This window comes from Janthinobacterium sp. GW822-FHT07H11 (genome assembly GCF_058798615.1).
Genome location: NZ_CM179507.1, coordinates 2,884,636 through 2,901,092 on the forward strand (window position 1 = coordinate 2,884,636; position 16,457 = coordinate 2,901,092).

The window sequence follows — 16,457 nt, forward strand, 5'->3', positions numbered from 1 at the left end:
GAGCTTACAAAGGCAATTTGATCAGTTCGTCGACGGCGCCCATGACCTTGTTGCGCACTTGCATCAACATGGAAAAGGACAGGCTCGCTTCCTGGCTGGCCAGCATGGCGCCGACCAGGTCGTCGCTCTTGCCGCTGTCGACATCGCTCATTTTTTGCGCGGCCATGCGGTCGTCATTGTTGACCTTGCCGACCGCATCCTTCATGCTTTGCGCGAAGGAAAATCCGGAAGCTTCCGGCGCGCCGAAGCTGGCCGCCGGCGCAATGCTGGCGCCCAGGGCGCGTGCGTCATTGCTCAGTGCTGCCAGATCGGCCTTGATCAGACCTGCGAGTTCGTTGCTCATCTTGCCCTCTACTTTCAATATGCGGTGACGTATCAATCAGAAATACTGGTGTTGCCATTCCAGCCAGAATCGCACGCCGGTCCTGCCCGTGCCATTCCCGCCCGGCCCGATTCCCAGGGCCCATCAGTCTTATCAGTTGTCACACCATCCGCTGCGAGCAGTACTCAGGCAACCCACGCTGACGAACGCAAATAATTTGCAAGGCCATGGCAACTAATATATAGCTGATAAAGTTTCTACAAATGGCAGGAAGAGGTGTTGAAAAATGCCATGAAAACCGGAATCAGAGTAAGTGGAATGGCGCACTGCAAAGCTAAATTTTGTCGCCATAAGCTTACCTCGTGGCAACTATAAAGTAAAGGGTGCATTGCCTCAATGACTATTGATGCATGGCAATATTTAAGGATTTCCTGTATTGTTCAGCACCATAGTCATCTGTCATGCGTTAGGATGCGCCATTGTTTGCCGGCGTCGGGGGAAACGCGCTTTGTCAATGCCCGGGGCGACGTCAAGATGATGCTGTATTTAATTCCGCGCGATCCGTATAATTTGTTCTGCCACCGCAACACCGACATGACCCATGATAACCACTAAGACAGATCAAACTTTGCGCCATCAAGTCCTGGATTCCTGTCTGCTTGGACGTCCTGTCCACTTGCTGCATGTGTTCGGCGCCCAGTTGCGCGATGACCTGGCGGCGGCGCTGCGCCAGCCCATGAGCCGTCGCTACTGGGGCAACTTCCAGATCGACGGCGTGAGCCTGTCGCGCGTCGAGGGCGAGGACAGCGTCAACCGCTGGCTGAGCTTTTCCACGCCTGCGGGCCAGGCTGGCTTCACCCTGGAACGGCGGATACTGCTGAGCGTGTTGAACTACCGCTATGGCAACGCGGGCGCCAAGGGCAGCCCCTTGCCCGATCCCGCGCTGGTGCGCGTGACGGCCACCGAGGAGCGCCTGGCTGTGGTGTTGGGACAACAATTGCTTGCCAGCCTGTTCGCCCGCATCCACAAGAACCTGCAGGCGCTGGGCAAGTCCAGCGATATCGACACGGCCGCCGAGGTGGCCGTGCAGTCGGGCGTGCATCCGGCGCGCGGCACCTGGGTCGTCAACGTGGCGGTCAGCGATGTCGAAGCGGGGCAGAGCGGTAACTTCTGGTTCTCGCTGGACAAGCGGCTGATGGCCGACGTGCTGCGCGGCCTGCTGCCCGAACGGGCCCAGGCCAAGAAGGCCCTGCGCAGCGTGCGCCCGCTGGCGTCGCGCCTGCAGGTGACGCTGGAGGGCCGGCTGGTCAGCAAGCAGGTGCAGCTGGGCGCCCTGTTCGACTTGCGCGTGGGCGACGTGATTCCCGTCAGCCTGAGCCGCACCGACGTGATGCTCGATGATTCCCGCCTGTTTACGGCGGCCGTGTCGGAACACAAGGGCAAGCTCTGTTTAACCTCATTTGAAGATGTCGAATAATATGAATATGACTGATACCAACCAGAGCGAAACCCTGCTGGAAGACCTGGGCGACGATATGATCATTGACCAGGGCGACGTGGCCGACCTGGCCAGCGGCCGCGCGCGGCGCGACATTCCGCAGATGATGCGCAAGATTCCCGTCACGCTGACCCTGGAAGTGGGCTCGGCCCGCATTTCGCTCGAAGAGCTGATGGCCATCGGTCCCGAAAGCGTGATCGAACTCGACATGCTGGCCGGCGAGCCGCTCGTCATCAAGGTCAACGGCACGCCGATCGGCCGCGCCGAAGTGGTGGTTGCCGGCGAAAACTATGGCCTGAAAGTCATCGACCTCGACGGCCTCAATCTCGACATGATGACAGCATGAGGCTGGCGGTACCCGGCTTGGGCCGGCGCCGCGGCCTGCTGGCCGCCGCGCTGGCGGTTCCCGTCCTGATGCTGTGCTGCGGCGCCGCCGGCGCGCAGGACTTGCTGGCCGGCATCGTGCCGGGCGCCAAGACCGACCTGTCGGTCAAGATGCAGATCCTCGTCGTCATGACCCTGCTCGGGCTGTTGCCCGTGATGGTCATGATGATGACCAGCTTTACCCGCTTCGTCATCGTGCTTTCCCTGCTGCGCCAGGCCCTGGGCCTGCAGCAGGGCTTGCCCAACCGCATCGTCACCGGCATCGCCCTGATCCTGACCCTGCTGGTCATGCGTCCCATCGGCGACCAGGTGTGGAAGGACGCCTTCGTGCCTTACGACCGCGACCAGATCGGCATGCAGGAAGCGCTGAAGATCGCCGAAGTGCCGATTTCGCGCTTCATGCTGGCGCAGACGAGCAAGGCGGCCCTGGCGCAGATCGCGCACCTGGCGGGCGAGCCGACGACCATGCGTCCGCAGGACCACAGCTTCACGGTCAAGTTGGCGGCATTTGTCTTGTCCGAACTCAAGACGGCGTTCCAGATCGGCTGCATGCTGTTCATACCGTTCCTGATCATCGACCTGGTGGTGGCGTCCGTGCTGATGGCGATGGGCATGATGATGCTGTCGCCGCTGGTCATCTCGCTGCCGTTCAAGCTGCTGCTGTTCGTGCTGGTCGACGGCTGGACCCTCACCGTCAACACTTTAGTCACCAGCATACAGGCGTACTGACCCATGTTCACCCCGGAAGTCGCCGTCGACCTGGTCGTTGAAGCACTGCACATCGTCATGCTGCTGGTGGTGATCCTGGTCGTCCCCGGTTTGCTGACGGGGCTGGTGGTGGCGCTGATACAGGCGGCCACGCAGATCAACGAGCAGACCCTGAGCTTCCTGCCGCGTTTGCTCGTCACCCTGCTGGCCCTGATACTGGCCGGCCGCTGGATGTCGGGCTACCTGATGGATTATTGCGTTTCCATTTTTCAGCGCGCGGCCACCCTGGTCGGATAGCGGGGCGCGCCCATGGAACAGATACTGACCCAGGTGCTGCCGTTTCTGCTGGCCGTGTGGTGGCCGTTCTGCCGCATCCTGGCCATGCTCAGCGCCTCGCCCGTGATCGGCGACGGCGCCGTGCCCGTCACCGTGCGCATCCTGCTGTCGCTGATCCTGGCCATCCTGATGCTGCCCGCGATGCATGCCTCGGGCGCCTCGCAGGACTTGCTGAAGATCGATCCGTTCTCGCTGCATGCCATCGTCGCCACCCTGGAGCAGGCCGTGATCGGCTTCATCCTGGGACTGGCGTTCCACTTTGCCATGTCGGTGATGTCGGTGCTCGGCTACCTGGTGTCGAGCCAGGTGGGTTTTTCCATGGCGGTCATGAACGACCCGCTCAACGGCACCTCGTCGGACGTGGTCACCGGCCTGCTGACCATCATGTGCATGATCGTCTTCTTTGCCGTCGACGGACACCTGGTGCTGACGGGCGTGATCGGCGCCAGTTTCAAGGCCTGGCCCGTGGGGCAGGGCTACGCGCCGCTGCTGTTGCAGACGGTGGCCTACAACGTGGCGTGGATCTTTGCCGCCGCCATGCTGCTGGCCATGCCCATCGTCTTTTCCACCATGGTGGTGCAGCTCGGTTTCGGTTTCCTGAACCGCGTGGCGCCGTCGCTGAACCTGTTTTCGCTGGGCTTTTCCATGATTACCGTGTTCGGCCTGCTGATGCTGGCGCAGATCGTGCGATACGTGCCCGAGCACTATATCGCCATGACCAACCGGGTGCTGGACATGATCACCGAACAGATGCGAATGGCCCATCATGTCGGATAGCAGCACGGGCGACAAGACAGAAAAGGCTTCACAGCAAAAGCTGAAGAAGTCGCGCCAGGAAGGGCAGGTGGTGCGTTCGCGCGACCTGTCGACGGCGCTGGGCATCCTGATCAGCATGAAGGTCTTCATCTACCTGCTGCCGGGCTACCTGGAAAGCTTCCGCGAACTGTTCGCCATGGCCTTCATGCCGCTCGACAGCACGGGCGCCCTCGACAATGCCATGTCGATGGCCTTCACCACCTCGGTGGGCCTGCTGATCAAGATGGTCGTGCCCCTGTTTTGCGTACCCCTGTTCGTCGTGCTGGGCTCCTTGATTCCCGGCGGCTGGGTCATCAGCACAAAAAACTGGATGCCGAAGATGGAACGCCTGAGCCCGGCGAAAAACCTGGGCCGGCTGCTGACGCCCAAGCATGGCTTCGAATTCCTGATTTCCATCGCCAAGGCGGTGGTGCTGGGCATGGTGCTGGTGCACGTCAGCCGCTCCAGCCTGTCGCAATACGTGGACCTGCAGCACCGGCCCCTGCAGCAGGCCATGCTCGATGGTTCGGCGCTGATGCTCGACGGCCTGATGGCGCTCATTTCCGTCTTCATCCTGTTCGCCATCATCGACGTGCCGGCGCAGGCCTTCTTCTTTGCCCGCAACCAGCGCATGAGCAAGCAGGATGTCAAGGAAGAGCATAAAAGCAGCGAAGGGCGGCCCGAAGTGCGCCAGCGCATCCGCCAGCTGCAGCAGCAGATCGGCCGGCGCAGCGTGCGCAAGACCGTGCCCGGGGCCGACGTGGTGATCGTCAATCCCGAGCATTACGCCGTCGCCCTGAAGTATGACCAGGACCGCGCCGAAGCGCCGTTCGTGGTGGCCAAGGGCGTCGACGAGATGGCGCTGTACATCCGCCAGGTCGCCCGCGAAAACAATATCGAGACGCTGGAGCTGCCGCCGCTGGCGCGCGCCATCTACAACACCAGCCAGGTGCAGCAGCAGATTCCCGTGCAGCTGTACCAGGCCGTGTCGCAGGTGCTCAACTACATCCTGCAATTGAAAGCATTCCGGTCCGGGCAGCGTGCTGCCCAGCCCGTATTACCCACCGAGATGGCCGTGCCATCTCATCTGAGCGAGGTCGTACCGCCATGAATTTCCTGAACCGGTTGGTTGCCGAAATGCGCCGCCACAAGTTCGCCACGCCGCTGTTCCTGCTGGTGATCCTGGCGATGATCATCCTGCCGCTGCCGCCCGTGCTGCTCGATATCCTGTTCACTTTCAATATCGTGCTGGCACTGATCGTCATCCTGGTCAGCGTCTCGGCCAAGCGGCCGCTTGATTTCTCCGTCTTCCCGACGGTGATCCTGGCCACCACCATGCTGCGGCTGACGCTGAACGTGGCGTCCACGCGCGTGGTCTTGCTGCATGGCCATACAGGGGCGGACGCGGCCGGTAAAGTGATCGAGGCCTTCGGTAACGTGGTTATCGGCGGCAACTTCGTCGTCGGCATCGTGGTCTTCGTGATCTTGATGATCATCAACTTCGCCGTGGTGACCAAGGGTGCCGAGCGCATCTCGGAAGTGTCCGCGCGCTTTACCCTCGATGCCTTGCCGGGCAAGCAGATGGCCATCGATGCCGACCTGAACGCTGGCCTGATCAACCAGGAAAAAGCCCAGCTGCGCCGCAAGGACGTGGCCGCCGAAGCGGACTTCTATGGCGCCATGGACGGCGCCTCGAAGTTCGTGCGCGGCGACGCCGTCGCCAGCATCTTGATTTTGATCATCAACATGGTGGGCGGCGTGGCCATCGGTTCGCTGATGCACGACCTGTCGTTCGGCGATGCTTTCCGTCAATACGCACTGCTGACCATCGGCGATGGCCTGGTGGCGCAGATCCCGGCGCTGCTGCTGTCGGCCGCCGCCGCCATCCTGGTGACCCGCATCAGCGATTCGGGCGACTTCGAACAGCAGGTGGCCGGACAGGTACTGACGTCGCCCACGGTGATCTTCAGCTCCTCGGGCATGATGGTCGCGCTGGCCCTGATTCCGGGCATGCCGTGGTTCATGTTCATGACTTTCGCCGCCGTGCTCGCTTTCGTCGCCTGGCGCCTGACCAAGCGCGTGAAGGGGCCCGATATGGCCGGCATGGCCGCCATCGAGGCGGCCCTGCGCGAAGAAAAGCCGGCCGAGCTGGAGTGGCAGCAATTGCCCGCCGTGCAGCCGCTGATGGTCATGCTCGGCTATAAGCTGGTGGGCATGGTGGATAAGACGCAGGGCGAACCTTTGACCAAGCGCGTCAAGGGCGTGCGCCAGAGCCTGTCCGAGTCCATGGGCCTGCTGCTGCCGGCGATCGGCGTGCGCGACGACCTGACCCTGAAGCCGTCGCAGTATTCGATCGTACTGTCGGGCACCGTGGTGGCGCAGGCGGAAGTGCAGGCCGACCGCCTGATGGCGATTCCGTCGCCGAACGTGTATGGCCAGCTCGACGGCATTCCCGGCATCGAGCCGGCCTACGGCATGCCCGTCACCTGGATCGAGCCCGGTGAAAAGGCGCATGCGCTGGGCCTGGGCTACCAGGTCATCGAGGCGCCCAGCGTGATCGCCACGCATTTGTCGAAGATGGTGCGCGAGTACCTGCCGGAACTGTTCCGCCACGAAGACGTCTCGAACATGATGGAGCGCCTGACGGCGCTGTCGCCGAAGCTGGCCGGCGCGCTGGACAAGGCGCTCACGCACACGCAGCTGCTGCGCGTGTTCCGCGTGCTGCTGGCCGAAAACATCTCGCTGAAGGATATCGTGCCGATTGCCACCACCTTGCTCGACGGTGCGGAAACGACCAAGGACCCGATCCTGCTGGCGGCCGAGGTGCGCTGCGCGCTGCGGCGCCAGATCGTCAGCGGCCTGTTCGGGCAAAAGATGGAAATGCAGGCGTTTAACCTGGGTGGCGAGCTGGAAAACATGCTGCTCGGTTCGCTGAACCAGGCGCGCCAGGCGGGCAAGGTGACGCTGGACAATTATCCTATCGATCCGCACCTGCTGTCGCAGTTGCAGGTGAACATGCCGGTGGCGCGCGAGCAGATGAAGCAGCAGGCCACGCCGCCGCTGCTGCTGGTGCTGCCGCAGATCCGTCCGCTGCTGGCCCGCTATGCGCGCCTGTTCGCACCGGGCCTGCATGTGCTGTCATACAACGAAATCCCGGAAAACCGCGAAGTGAGCATCATCGGCACGGTGGGATGACATGGTGGAATAACAATAAAAAACGGCGCTTCGGGCGCCGTTTTTTATTGTGCTGTATCAATCCCGCCGTTGTATCAATCCCGTTGTATCAATCCTGTGTATCAATCCCGTTATATCAATCCTGTTCGTCGATGGGCGGCAGCAAATCCTGCTCCGGCGCCGCCGGCCCGGCCAGCAGCACCTCCTCTTCCCGTCCGTCCGCCGCCGCGTCGCCATAGTCGTAACCGAGCGGTGCCGCCACTTCCTTCGAGGTGAAGATGGTTTCCTCTTCGGTTTCGGCCGGGGGTGTCGCGGGCGCGTCGGGATCGGCCGCCGCTTCCGCTTCCGGCTGCGTCAGCAGCAGCGCCACTTCGGCCATGGCGCGGAACAGGGGTAGCGAGAGGGCGGCGGCGGCCGCCTGCATGGGAAAATTATTGTGCACGCGCTGGACGTGCAGCTGGCGGTTCAGGCGGCAGCGCACCACGCGCAAGCCGGCATGGCGCACGGCGTCGGCGATCGCCGGCAAGGCCAGGCGCAAGTGGCGCAGCGCGTGTTCTTCGTCGGCGGCCAGTTCCAGCAGCACGCCGTCGGCCACCGGCTCCATCTGGATCAGGACGCGGCCGATGCCGATGATGATCAACTCCACGCGCAGGGCCACCTTGCCCTGGCGCCGGCGCGGCGTGTTGTCCTCGTCGCCATCGCTGGCCAGCACGCGCAGCATCAGTCGTTGTCCGCCCCAGCCGTAGACGGCAAAGCGCCACGCTTCGCCATCCATCGACAGCGGCGGCCGGGCGCCTTCGCGCAGCAGCGCCGGCTGCTGCTCGGCCATGAACAGCTTGCCGGGCAGGTGCTGGCCGCGCGCCTGTTCCTGCAGCGCCGCGTATTGTTCGCCATACGTCTTGACCATCACGCGCCAGGAGGCGGCCAGCTGCGCCGCGTCGGGCGGCTGCCAGACCAGCTGGCGCGTGAAGAACAGTTGATTGACCTGCATGGCGCTGCTGTCGCGCGCCGTCGCGCCGGCACCGGCGCCATCCGCATTCGGCTTGATCAGCGCGGCCAGGCCATCTTGTGCCTGCTGCAATTGCGCGGGCAGGGTGCCGGCGTCGGGCGCAGGCGCCATGAAGGGGCCGACGGGCACCAGCGGCTGCACCACGCCCGGTGTCATCGGCGTGGCATTGCTGACGTCGAGGCGCTGGGTAATCAGGGGCAGGGGATTGCCTGCGGACACACGGTCTATCGCCATTGCTGCTCCTCCCGCATGGGATGAATAAAAAAAAGCCAACTGCTTGCGCAGTTGGCTCTGGTCGGCCTGACCTGAGCCAGGTCAGGACGGCGGCTACGATTATTGCAGCAAGGACATGACCATCGAGGACATGCTGTTGCTTTGTTTCAGCATCGCGGTACCAGCTTGCAGCAGCATTTGCGAAGCGGTCATGTTCGAGCTTTCGGTCGCGAAGTCGGTGTCCATGATGCGGCCCGAAGCAGCTTGCGTGTTGGTGCTGACGTTGGCCAGGTTGGTGGCAACGTGGTCCAGACGGTTACCAGCGGCACCCAGTGCGGAACGCGTGGTGCCGACGGCGTCGATGGCCGTTTGCAGCTTGTCGATCGTGGTCGAGGCGGTGCCAGGAGCGGTCAGTTCAGCACCTTTGACATTGGCTGCCAGGCCAAATGCGTTGTACTCACCAGTTGCATTACGAATCGAGGTATGCATGGCGCTCAGTTCGGTCGACAGATCCAGGCCCATCTTCTCAGTGGTGGAGGCGCCAATCTGGAAACTGATCGATGTATTGAATTTGCCACCAGTATCGCTGCTGGCGAGCGAGGCTGCAACTGCTGTTGCGTATGCGGATGCGACGTCGGCTGCCTTGGTAGCGTCGTCCAGATCAATTTGAGCCAAACGCATGGTTTCAGCCGTCGATGCCACTGCAGCAAGCGTTGCTGCGGTTGGCGTTGCATTCGCGGTTACGGCGTTGTTATAAGCGGTGGTTGCAGTACCCAGATCGGTGGTTTTTGTCGTCTTATTGGCGTTAGCTGACGTAAACGCGCCGCCAGCTGAAGTGGAATCATTTGCTGTTGCCTTGCTGGTCAACAGCTTTGCGCCACCGAAAGAGGTATTGCCCACAACATTGGTCAGCTCAGCCGTCAGGGTGTCAAATTCAGCTTGCATTGCTTTTTTGTCGTCTGCGGTTGCCGATGCATCTGCCGCTTGCGTGGCCAGGTCTTTCATGCGGACCAGGATGTTGACGGTTTCGCCCAGTGCGCCGTCGGCGGTCTGGATCATCGAGGTGGCGTTTTGCGTGTTGCGCATGGCCATGGCCATACCGCTGGTTTGTGCTTTCAGGCGGGTTGCAATTTGCAGGCCGGCAGCGTCATCCATTGCCGAGTTGATGCGGAAGCCGGTGGACAGGCGCGTCATCGAAGTCGACAGCGATTGTTGGGTTTTCGAGATCGAATTTTGTGCGGACAAGGCCGCTGCGTTGGTGTGAAGGCTCAGCATGAAAGGTACTCCAGTTAGTTGGTTACGGTGCGGAGCAGCATACTCTGCGCTCTCCCAAGTACAAGACGACCGTTTCCTTGGGAAAATTAAATTCTTATGAGAAATTTTTTCAAATTATTTTTCCTCGCCGTGCGCGTACTTCCTGGCAGCCACGCGACATCGCCCCACCGTCGGCTGTTTTCCTACCGACTGCGCGGATGCTTGCGGCTGTCCAGATAGGCTTTTACCGTGGCAGGCGGATTCCACATCAGGACATCGATGATGGAAAGGTGTTCGACAAATTGATGGCGGCCGGTCGCATAGCTGAACGACACCATGCTTGTAAAATCCAGTTCGATACCGCGCTGCGCCCATTCGGCAGGGCGAAAAATGTCCTTGCCGCCGGGTGGGTTGAGGTAGCGCCGGGCACCGAGCAGGTCGCAAATTTCCAGTGCCCACTGGCCGGCATGCTGTATTTCCGGCAGGGGCAGGTGCAGGTCGGAAAGATTGTCTGGATGGAATGGCAATTCGAGGTAGGTGCAGACGGCCGCCAGGGACGCCACATTCACGTCGCGCAGCCGATCACTGGCTGCCTTGGTGAATGCCTGGCTGATCAGCGCCGAGACGGCATGGAAAAAGGGGGCGCCGGCGGCCCGGTAATGCTGTATCTGCCCCTGGATCTTGTCGTGGGCCGCTTGCGGGTCCAGCAAGGGCACGTCGAGGATCAGCCCTGTGCCCGCATGCCTGTCGACCGGCAAGCTGACATATTGCCAGCCGGCCGAGGGATGCAGGATGCGGTTCCGGTTCATCCAGCTTTTTGGCGCATAGCGCACCACGTCGAAAACGATCCAGCGGTCGGTACGGTTGATCAGGTCGAAGTAGCCGAGATAGGGAAAAAAATACGGCTGCATGATGCCGAGCGTGATTTTTTCCGACATGTCAGCCCTGCATGGCCTGCTGGATGGCTGCTGCATGCCGTTGGGCAAGCGCCAGTATCTGGCAAATGCGCGCGATATCGAGCTGCGACAGCAGCGCTCCGACGGGCAGTTGCATGACATTCGCACACAGCGCGTCGGTTTGCGGCAGCCGGTCCTGGTACTGGGGAAAATCATCAATGTAGGGAATGCAGCGGTGTACGCCCGGATAGAAATAGCGGCGTGCCAGCACGTTTTCCGCCTTCAGCAAGTCCATGATCAGGTCGCGCGGCATGCCGAACGCCACGGCGTCGATATTGCAGACTAAATATTGATAATTAGAAAAACTGACGCCGACCGGCCTCATCAGGCTGATGCCGGGGATGTCGCGCAAGCCCAGCGCATAGGCTTTATATTGCTGCTCATTATTTGCCTGGTTGACAGGAAAGTCCTCCAGGCTCATGAATGCAATGGCCGCCTGTGCCTCGGACATGCGCCCGTTGGAGGTCTTCACCACCGGCACGGCATGGCCGGCGCCGTAGCTGCTGCGGATATTGCGCAGGCGCGCCGCCAGGATATCGTCATTGGTGCAGATGCAGCCGCCTTCGCTTGCGCTGAGCACTTTTGTTGCATGAAAAGAAAATACTTCCGCCTGGCCGAAGTTGCCAATTCTTTTACCCTCCACGGCGCAGCCAAAGGCATGCGCGGAATCGAAATACAGTTGCACATTGTGCTTGCGCGCCAGCGCTTCAAGTGCCAGCGGGTCGCAGGCGCCGCCCCACAGGTTGACCCCCATGATGGCGCTCGTGTCGCTGTCGATCAAGGCGGCAATCTGGTCCAGCGCAATCTGTCCGGTCTGTTGGTCGACATCGCAGAACACGGGTTCAATGCCGGTCCAGCTCAGAGACTGGGCCGAGGCGGCAAAGGTAAATGCCGGCAGGATCACCTTGCCGCGCAGCTGCAGCGCTTCGGCGACCATCATCAGCCCGATGGTGGCGTTGCTGACGCAGATGGCATGGCGTACCCCGAGGAACTCTTGCAACCTGCCTTCCAGTTGTGCCGCCAGCGGCCCCTGGTTGGTATAGTACTGGCGCTCGAAGATGCCGCGGAACGCCGCTTCATAGCGCTCCCATGCGGGAAAATACAGCTGTCCGACGGGAATCGGACGCTCAAAGGCAGGCGCTGCGCCCAACAGTGCAAAGGCCGGCACGTTCATAGGGATTCCAGTTGGCGTTGGATGAGTGGCGCTTGCTGCTGCAGCATCGCCAGCAGCGCGGTAATCTGACGTATATCATGTTCGTCGACAAGGTGACCGCAAGGTAACAGCATGAATTCTTCCGCCAGCCGCTCGGTGTCCGGCAGGTCGGCGGCGACATGCGGGTAGGCCATGGGTTTCTGATGCAGGGCAGGAAAGTAGTACGGACGCGCGACGATCTGTTCGGCATGCAGGATGCGCAGCGTGTCGGCCCGTGTCAGCGGCCATCCGGCTGCCAGGCGCACGACTATATTCTTGTAGCTGGTCTGCTGGCTTTCATCGAATTCAAGCAGTTGCAGGCCCGAAATTGGTTGCAGCAATGATTGGTACAGCCGGTAGCGTGCGCGATTACGGGCGACCTGATCTTCCAGGTCATCCAGACTGGCCAGGGCCATGGCGGCATGCACTTCGTTGAGCTTGGCATTCATGCCACCGGGCACGGCGATATTGTCGGCCTGTTTGAAGCCAAAGCCGCGCACCAGCGCCAGGTTTTCCGCCAATTGCCGGTTATTGGTGGTGAGGTAGCCACCTTCGAACCCATTGATGAGTTTACTTGCATGCATGGAAAAAATTTCCGCATCGCCAAATTGTCCCACCTTGCCGTTTGGCACCGTCTCGTACACGGACTCCACCGCGTCGAACAGCACGGGGATGCCATGGCTGCGCGCCAATGTGCACAGATCCGCCGCATCGCAGCAGTTGACGATGGGGTGGACGCACAGCATGAGGGCAGTCTCATCCGTGATGCACTTTTCCACGGTGGCGGCGCTCATGGCCAGGGTAGTCGGATCGACCTCGCAGAAGCGCGCTTGCAGCCGATTCCATGCGGCGATATCGGCCATGCGGCGATACGTCAGCGATGGCATGATGATTTCGCTCTTCCCTGTGCGTGCCAGGGCAGAAATGGCCAGTACCAGGGCCCAGAAGCCGCTGCAAAAAGTGACGCAGTAGTCAGTCTGGTGCAGTGCCGCCAAACGCTTTTCAAGCTGTTGCACCAGGGGACCATTGTTGGTGTATTGGCGTCGCAGATAGAATTGTTTCGAGTAGGCAAGAAAATTGTCGATATCGGGACGCACCAGATTCGAGGTTGATTTCGGCGTGGCAAAGAGGCTGTTGCCGCCAAACAATGCCAGGTCGGCTGCGGTATTTTTCATGGGCTGGGAAGCGCCGCGCTAGCGGCTCAGAATGGCGTCGTAGCGGTAGTGGGCCGCATAGAACTGCGGGTTGGCGGTGATGAACCGCGTCGTCCATCCCGCTGCGCTGGCCAGGGCGGCAAATTCGTCCTGGCTGCGCCAGATGCCGATGCGGGATGCGTGGTCGGCCAATTCCTCTTCGCCGGGACGGTTTTCCTTGTAGAACAAATCCAGCTTGTCGCGGTCCGGCAGGTTGCCGATGTAGATGCTTTCCACCTCAGTGAAGCGTTCAAAGAGTGCTTGCAGCACGACGCGTGCCGCCACTTCTGAAAAATAGGAAAAACTTCCGTAGCAAAGCACTTTCGAGTAACGCAGTGGTTGCGTCTCCGATAATACATACTGATCGGCAGCCTGTTCCAGAAAAAGGTAGCGGGGAGGGATTTCATGGTGTTTTCTTGCCACCGAAATCAGATAGCCTGACAAGTCCACGCCGAGAAATGCGCGGCAACTGTCGAACAGGCGGGTAGAGAGAGCCCCGTTGCCACAGGCCAAGTCCAGCAGCACATCATCAGGATGCAAGCACAGGTTGTTTTTGATGGCAGTGACGATCAGTGCGATCTGTTCCTCGGTGACTGGCTTGCCGTTGACGGTGCGTTTGATCTGCCCCCAGAAATCATCGGCCGGCCGGCTCCTTGCATACTCGTCGTGATCGAGTACCGGGTAGCTTTTTGCCGGCTTGCTGTCATCTGTGCTCATTGCAGTCGCTCTTCCGCTGTCGTCAGTGCTTGATCATGATGCATGGCATCAAAGGATATGGCCGGCAATTGCTGGCACCAGCGGCGCCACATGGTGCGCAAGGCGCGTTCCACGCCCTCGCTGACCAGCGCGGGCTGGGCAATGGGCGAACGGATGAATTGCGCGCGCAAGTCCGCGCGCAGGGCCGCCAGTGCGGCAATGTCTTGCGACCAGGATACCGCCTTCTGGACGAAGTCCGTTTCATCGTGCGCGGCAAATGCTTCGAGGCCCACGTGGCCAAGATAGGCCGCCGACGCGCGCGAAGGAATCGTGTTGCCGCTACAACTCAGCGTCGGCACGCCCATCCACAGCGCATGGCACAGGGTGGTTGTTCCCGTGTACGGGAAAGTGTTCAGGCAAATATCTACCTGATGATGCAGCTCCATGTATTCCGTCATGTCACCACGCCGGTGCAGACGCAGGCGGTTGCTGTTGATGCCTTCTTCAGCAAACCACTCGCGCAAATAATTGTCGCGCCCATCGCCTTCCAGCCCGGCCAACAGCATGGTCGCATCGGGTATGGCACGCAATACTTGTGACCAGAGGGCAATGACCTGGCGATTGAGCTTGTTGGCACGATTGAAACTGCCGAAGGTCAGGTGTCCATTTGTCAAGGCTGGTAACGGCCCTACGTCCGGCGCCAGCGTATAGGGAGTGAAGGGCGCACTGATGGGCAGGCGAACTATTTTTTCCAGGAACAAATGATCAAATTCCCCGGCAGGCAGGATTTTTTTATCACTGAAAAAATAATCCATCGCCTGCAAGCCGGTCGTGCCCGGATACCCCATCCAGCTGGCCTGGAGCGGCGCGGGTTTTCGGGCAAAGACAGGCAAGCGATTGCCTGCCGTGTGGCCAGACAGGTCGATCAGCACGTCGATCTGATCCGCGCGAATCAGATTGGCCATCGCATCGTCGGCCAGGGTGCTGACGTTGCGCCACTGTTCCATATGGCTACGCATGCGCTTGGTATGGCCGTCGTCGATGGTGTTGTTGTAGTAACCATACATTGCCAGGTTGACATTGCCTGCAAGCCGGGCCAGGACGGGTTCCAGAAAATTGGCGACCGCATGATTATGGAAATCCCCCGAGACGAAACCGATGCGCAAGCGCCGCTCCGGATCGCGATCGTTGCCATGTGGGCGCCAGCCTGCGCGCAGCGGTGCTTCAAATTGCGCGCCGAAACGCAGATGTTCGGCAAACAGGGCCGCGCCATCCATGCGTCCGCTATGGCCAAGAAAAAATAACAGGTTGCTATGCAGGTCATTCCAGGCAGGATTGACCTTCAGTGCCTGGCGGCAGTGGCCAATGGCCTGGCTGGTACGGCCTAATTTGCTCAGGGTGGCGCTCATATTCACATGTGGCAGGCGCTGTTGTGCATCGAGCTTGATGGCTGTTTCGTAGCTTTTCAGTGAATCTTCAAGCCGGCCCGACTCCATCAGGCAGGACCCCAGATTGAAATGGGCGCCGGCATACAGGGGGGCGATTTTCAGTGCGCGCCGGTAGCTTTGCATGGCTGCCGCCCGCTGGCCTTGCGCTTGCAGGACCGAGCCGACGTTGCAATGGGGAATGGGACTCTTGGGCGTCAACGCCTGTACCTGCTGGAAATAAGCGAGAGCCTGGTCCAGCTCGCCATTTTCCTGGAGCGCCATGCCGAGATTGTTCAGGACATCCGTATTCCTGGGCTGGAGCAACAAGGCTGCCCGGTAAATCGCAATAGCCTGATCGTTGCGCATGGTTTCCCGCAGCAGGTCCGCATAATGCAGCATCGCAGCCGGTGTAAAGGGATCCAGGTCGATGGCATGCCGGTAAGCCGCTTCTGCCTCGTCAGTCTGGCCGATGACGTGCAGGCTGCGGCCCAGGCCGTGATAGTGCGATGCGGTAGCCATGGGCGACTGCACGGCAGCGCGATAACTGGCAACGGCCTGTTCGTGATTGGCCAGCTGCAGGAACACCGATCCCATTCCGCCATGGGCCATGGCATGCGCGGGATCCAGTTCCAGGGCCATGCCATAGCTGAGTTTAGCCTGCTCGTGCCGCCCCATCGTCAGCCGGATATCACCGAGCTTGCAATAAATGTCCGGCACGCCCGGTGCAAGCGTTGCCGCATGCAGGTAGCTGGCTTCAGCGGCCTTGAATTGACGCTGCAGTTGCAGGATGTCGCCAACCCCGATGTGCGCCGCGACCAGGGATGGATCGATTTTCATTGCTCCCCGATAGCATTCGGCCGCTTCGGCAAGATGTCCTTGAGCCTGCAATACAAGGCCCAGGCGACTCAATGCCTCGGCGAAGTCTGGTTGCAGTTCCAGCGCTCGCATGAAACTGCCGATTGCCAGATCGGCTTGCCCAAGGTCCATATGCGCATTGCCGAGATGCAGATGTGCTTCCGCGTCGTGCGGCGCCAGTTCCACGGTTCTTTGCAGGGCCTCGAGGGCATCCTTGCCTTGCAGTTGCAAGGCCATGCCCAGCACGCTCCATGCCAAGGCTGAGTCAGGATAGCGCTCGAGCAGGGAGCGCGTCGACGCTTCCATTTGCGCATGCGCGCCGCTCTCGTAGAGGCTGACGATATGGTCGATTTCCAGCTGGGTCGGCTGTTGCCCGTCACTGGAGGGCGATGCAGCGAAATCGGTCGCGTTCATGGGGGGAGGGGAGAGTGGGCGTCAGGTTGAA

15 protein-coding genes are annotated in these 16,457 nt (G+C 60.8%); 7 read left to right on the forward strand and 8 right to left on the reverse strand.

What is annotated here, in order from left to right:
* Positions 1–4 precede the first annotated feature (4 nt).
* Entirely contained in the window at positions 5–343 is a 339-nt protein-coding gene (gene fliE, locus AC3RCJ_RS12965; RefSeq protein WP_492958722.1) for a flagellar hook-basal body complex protein FliE, read from the reverse strand.
* A 664-nt stretch (positions 344–1,007) separates the two neighbouring features.
* Between fliE and AC3RCJ_RS12970 the strand changes: the two genes are divergently transcribed.
* From AC3RCJ_RS12970 to AC3RCJ_RS13000, 7 genes are read left to right on the forward strand one after another with little or no spacing between them, the layout of a single operon-like run.
* On the forward strand, positions 1,008–1,799 hold the full coding sequence (locus AC3RCJ_RS12970; RefSeq protein WP_492958904.1) for a FliM/FliN family flagellar motor switch protein: 792 nt from the start codon (positions 1,008–1,010) through the stop codon (positions 1,797–1,799).
* Between the two features lies 1 nt (position 1,800).
* Positions 1,801–2,166 carry a FliM/FliN family flagellar motor switch protein gene (locus AC3RCJ_RS12975; RefSeq protein ID WP_492958724.1) on the forward strand — a complete coding sequence of 122 codons (366 nt, stop codon included), beginning with the start codon at positions 1,801–1,803 and terminating at the stop codon, positions 2,164–2,166.
* Entirely contained in the window at positions 2,163–2,933 is a 771-nt protein-coding gene (gene fliP, locus AC3RCJ_RS12980) for a flagellar type III secretion system pore protein FliP (protein ID WP_492958726.1), read from the forward strand. The genes AC3RCJ_RS12975 and fliP overlap by 4 nt, the downstream gene beginning before the upstream one ends.
* 3 nt (positions 2,934–2,936) lie before the next feature.
* Positions 2,937–3,209 carry a flagellar biosynthesis protein FliQ gene (gene fliQ / locus AC3RCJ_RS12985; protein WP_492958728.1) on the forward strand — a complete coding sequence of 91 codons (273 nt, stop codon included), beginning with the start codon at positions 2,937–2,939 and terminating at the stop codon, positions 3,207–3,209.
* A 12-nt stretch (positions 3,210–3,221) separates the two neighbouring features.
* Entirely contained in the window at positions 3,222–4,025 is an 804-nt protein-coding gene (locus AC3RCJ_RS12990; RefSeq protein ID WP_492958730.1) for a flagellar biosynthetic protein FliR, read from the forward strand.
* On the forward strand, positions 4,015–5,154 hold the full coding sequence (gene flhB, locus AC3RCJ_RS12995) for a flagellar type III secretion system protein FlhB (protein WP_492958732.1): 1,140 nt from the start codon (positions 4,015–4,017) through the stop codon (positions 5,152–5,154). The genes AC3RCJ_RS12990 and flhB overlap by 11 nt, the downstream gene beginning before the upstream one ends.
* Positions 5,151–7,238, forward strand: a complete 2,088-nt coding sequence (locus AC3RCJ_RS13000; protein ID WP_492958734.1) for a flagellar biosynthesis protein FlhA — start codon at positions 5,151–5,153, stop codon at positions 7,236–7,238. The genes flhB and AC3RCJ_RS13000 overlap by 4 nt, the downstream gene beginning before the upstream one ends.
* Positions 7,239–7,353: 115 nt before the next feature.
* Here the strand turns inward: AC3RCJ_RS13000 and AC3RCJ_RS13005 are convergent, their stop codons facing one another.
* The 7 genes from AC3RCJ_RS13005 to AC3RCJ_RS13035 all read right to left on the reverse strand — a co-directional run bounded on the left by AC3RCJ_RS13005 (position 7,354) and on the right by AC3RCJ_RS13035 (position 16,426).
* Positions 7,354–8,460, reverse strand: a complete 1,107-nt coding sequence (locus AC3RCJ_RS13005; RefSeq protein ID WP_492958736.1) for a hypothetical protein — start codon at positions 8,458–8,460, stop codon at positions 7,354–7,356.
* Between the two features lie 99 nt (positions 8,461–8,559).
* Positions 8,560–9,714: a flagellin N-terminal helical domain-containing protein gene (locus AC3RCJ_RS13010; RefSeq protein WP_492958738.1), complete on the reverse strand. Its 1,155-nt coding sequence runs from the start codon at positions 9,712–9,714 to the stop codon at positions 8,560–8,562.
* Positions 9,715–9,896: 182 nt separating this feature from the next.
* Positions 9,897–10,631: a WbqC family protein gene (locus AC3RCJ_RS13015; RefSeq protein WP_492958740.1), complete on the reverse strand. Its 735-nt coding sequence runs from the start codon at positions 10,629–10,631 to the stop codon at positions 9,897–9,899.
* Position 10,632: 1 nt separating this feature from the next.
* A complete protein-coding gene (locus AC3RCJ_RS13020) occupies positions 10,633–11,823 on the reverse strand; it encodes an aminotransferase class I/II-fold pyridoxal phosphate-dependent enzyme (protein ID WP_492958742.1) in 1,191 nt (396 codons plus the stop codon).
* Positions 11,820–13,016: an aminotransferase class I/II-fold pyridoxal phosphate-dependent enzyme gene (locus AC3RCJ_RS13025; RefSeq protein ID WP_492958744.1), complete on the reverse strand. Its 1,197-nt coding sequence runs from the start codon at positions 13,014–13,016 to the stop codon at positions 11,820–11,822. Before AC3RCJ_RS13025 ends, AC3RCJ_RS13020 begins: the two co-directional genes overlap by 4 nt.
* 18 nt (positions 13,017–13,034) lie before the next feature.
* On the reverse strand, positions 13,035–13,751 hold the full coding sequence (locus tag AC3RCJ_RS13030; protein ID WP_492958746.1) for a class I SAM-dependent methyltransferase: 717 nt from the start codon (positions 13,749–13,751) through the stop codon (positions 13,035–13,037).
* Positions 13,748–16,426 carry a tetratricopeptide repeat protein gene (locus AC3RCJ_RS13035; RefSeq protein ID WP_492958748.1) on the reverse strand — a complete coding sequence of 893 codons (2,679 nt, stop codon included), beginning with the start codon at positions 16,424–16,426 and terminating at the stop codon, positions 13,748–13,750. Before AC3RCJ_RS13035 ends, AC3RCJ_RS13030 begins: the two co-directional genes overlap by 4 nt.
* Between the last annotated feature and the right edge of the window lie 31 nt (positions 16,427–16,457).

Coding starts and splice junctions, on each gene's coding strand:
- AC3RCJ_RS13030 (WP_492958746.1), bottom strand. CDS start 13,751: ATGAGCACAGATGACAGCAAGCCGGCAAAAAGCTACCCGGTACTCGAT.
- AC3RCJ_RS13025 (WP_492958744.1), bottom strand. CDS start 13,016: ATGAAAAATACCGCAGCCGACCTGGCATTGTTTGGCGGCAACAGCCTC.
- AC3RCJ_RS13010 (WP_492958738.1), bottom strand. CDS start 9,714: ATGCTGAGCCTTCACACCAACGCAGCGGCCTTGTCCGCACAAAATTCG.
- fliE (WP_492958722.1), bottom strand. CDS start 343: ATGAGCAACGAACTCGCAGGTCTGATCAAGGCCGATCTGGCAGCACTG.
- fliP (WP_492958726.1), top strand. CDS start 2,163: ATGAGGCTGGCGGTACCCGGCTTGGGCCGGCGCCGCGGCCTGCTGGCC.
- AC3RCJ_RS13015 (WP_492958740.1), bottom strand. CDS start 10,631: ATGTCGGAAAAAATCACGCTCGGCATCATGCAGCCGTATTTTTTTCCC.
- AC3RCJ_RS13005 (WP_492958736.1), bottom strand. CDS start 8,460: ATGGCGATAGACCGTGTGTCCGCAGGCAATCCCCTGCCCCTGATTACC.
- AC3RCJ_RS12975 (WP_492958724.1), top strand. CDS start 1,801: ATGAATATGACTGATACCAACCAGAGCGAAACCCTGCTGGAAGACCTG.
- AC3RCJ_RS13020 (WP_492958742.1), bottom strand. CDS start 11,823: ATGAACGTGCCGGCCTTTGCACTGTTGGGCGCAGCGCCTGCCTTTGAG.
- AC3RCJ_RS12990 (WP_492958730.1), top strand. CDS start 3,222: ATGGAACAGATACTGACCCAGGTGCTGCCGTTTCTGCTGGCCGTGTGG.
- fliQ (WP_492958728.1), top strand. CDS start 2,937: ATGTTCACCCCGGAAGTCGCCGTCGACCTGGTCGTTGAAGCACTGCAC.
- AC3RCJ_RS13000 (WP_492958734.1), top strand. CDS start 5,151: ATGAATTTCCTGAACCGGTTGGTTGCCGAAATGCGCCGCCACAAGTTC.
- flhB (WP_492958732.1), top strand. CDS start 4,015: ATGTCGGATAGCAGCACGGGCGACAAGACAGAAAAGGCTTCACAGCAA.
- AC3RCJ_RS13035 (WP_492958748.1), bottom strand. CDS start 16,426: ATGAACGCGACCGATTTCGCTGCATCGCCCTCCAGTGACGGGCAACAG.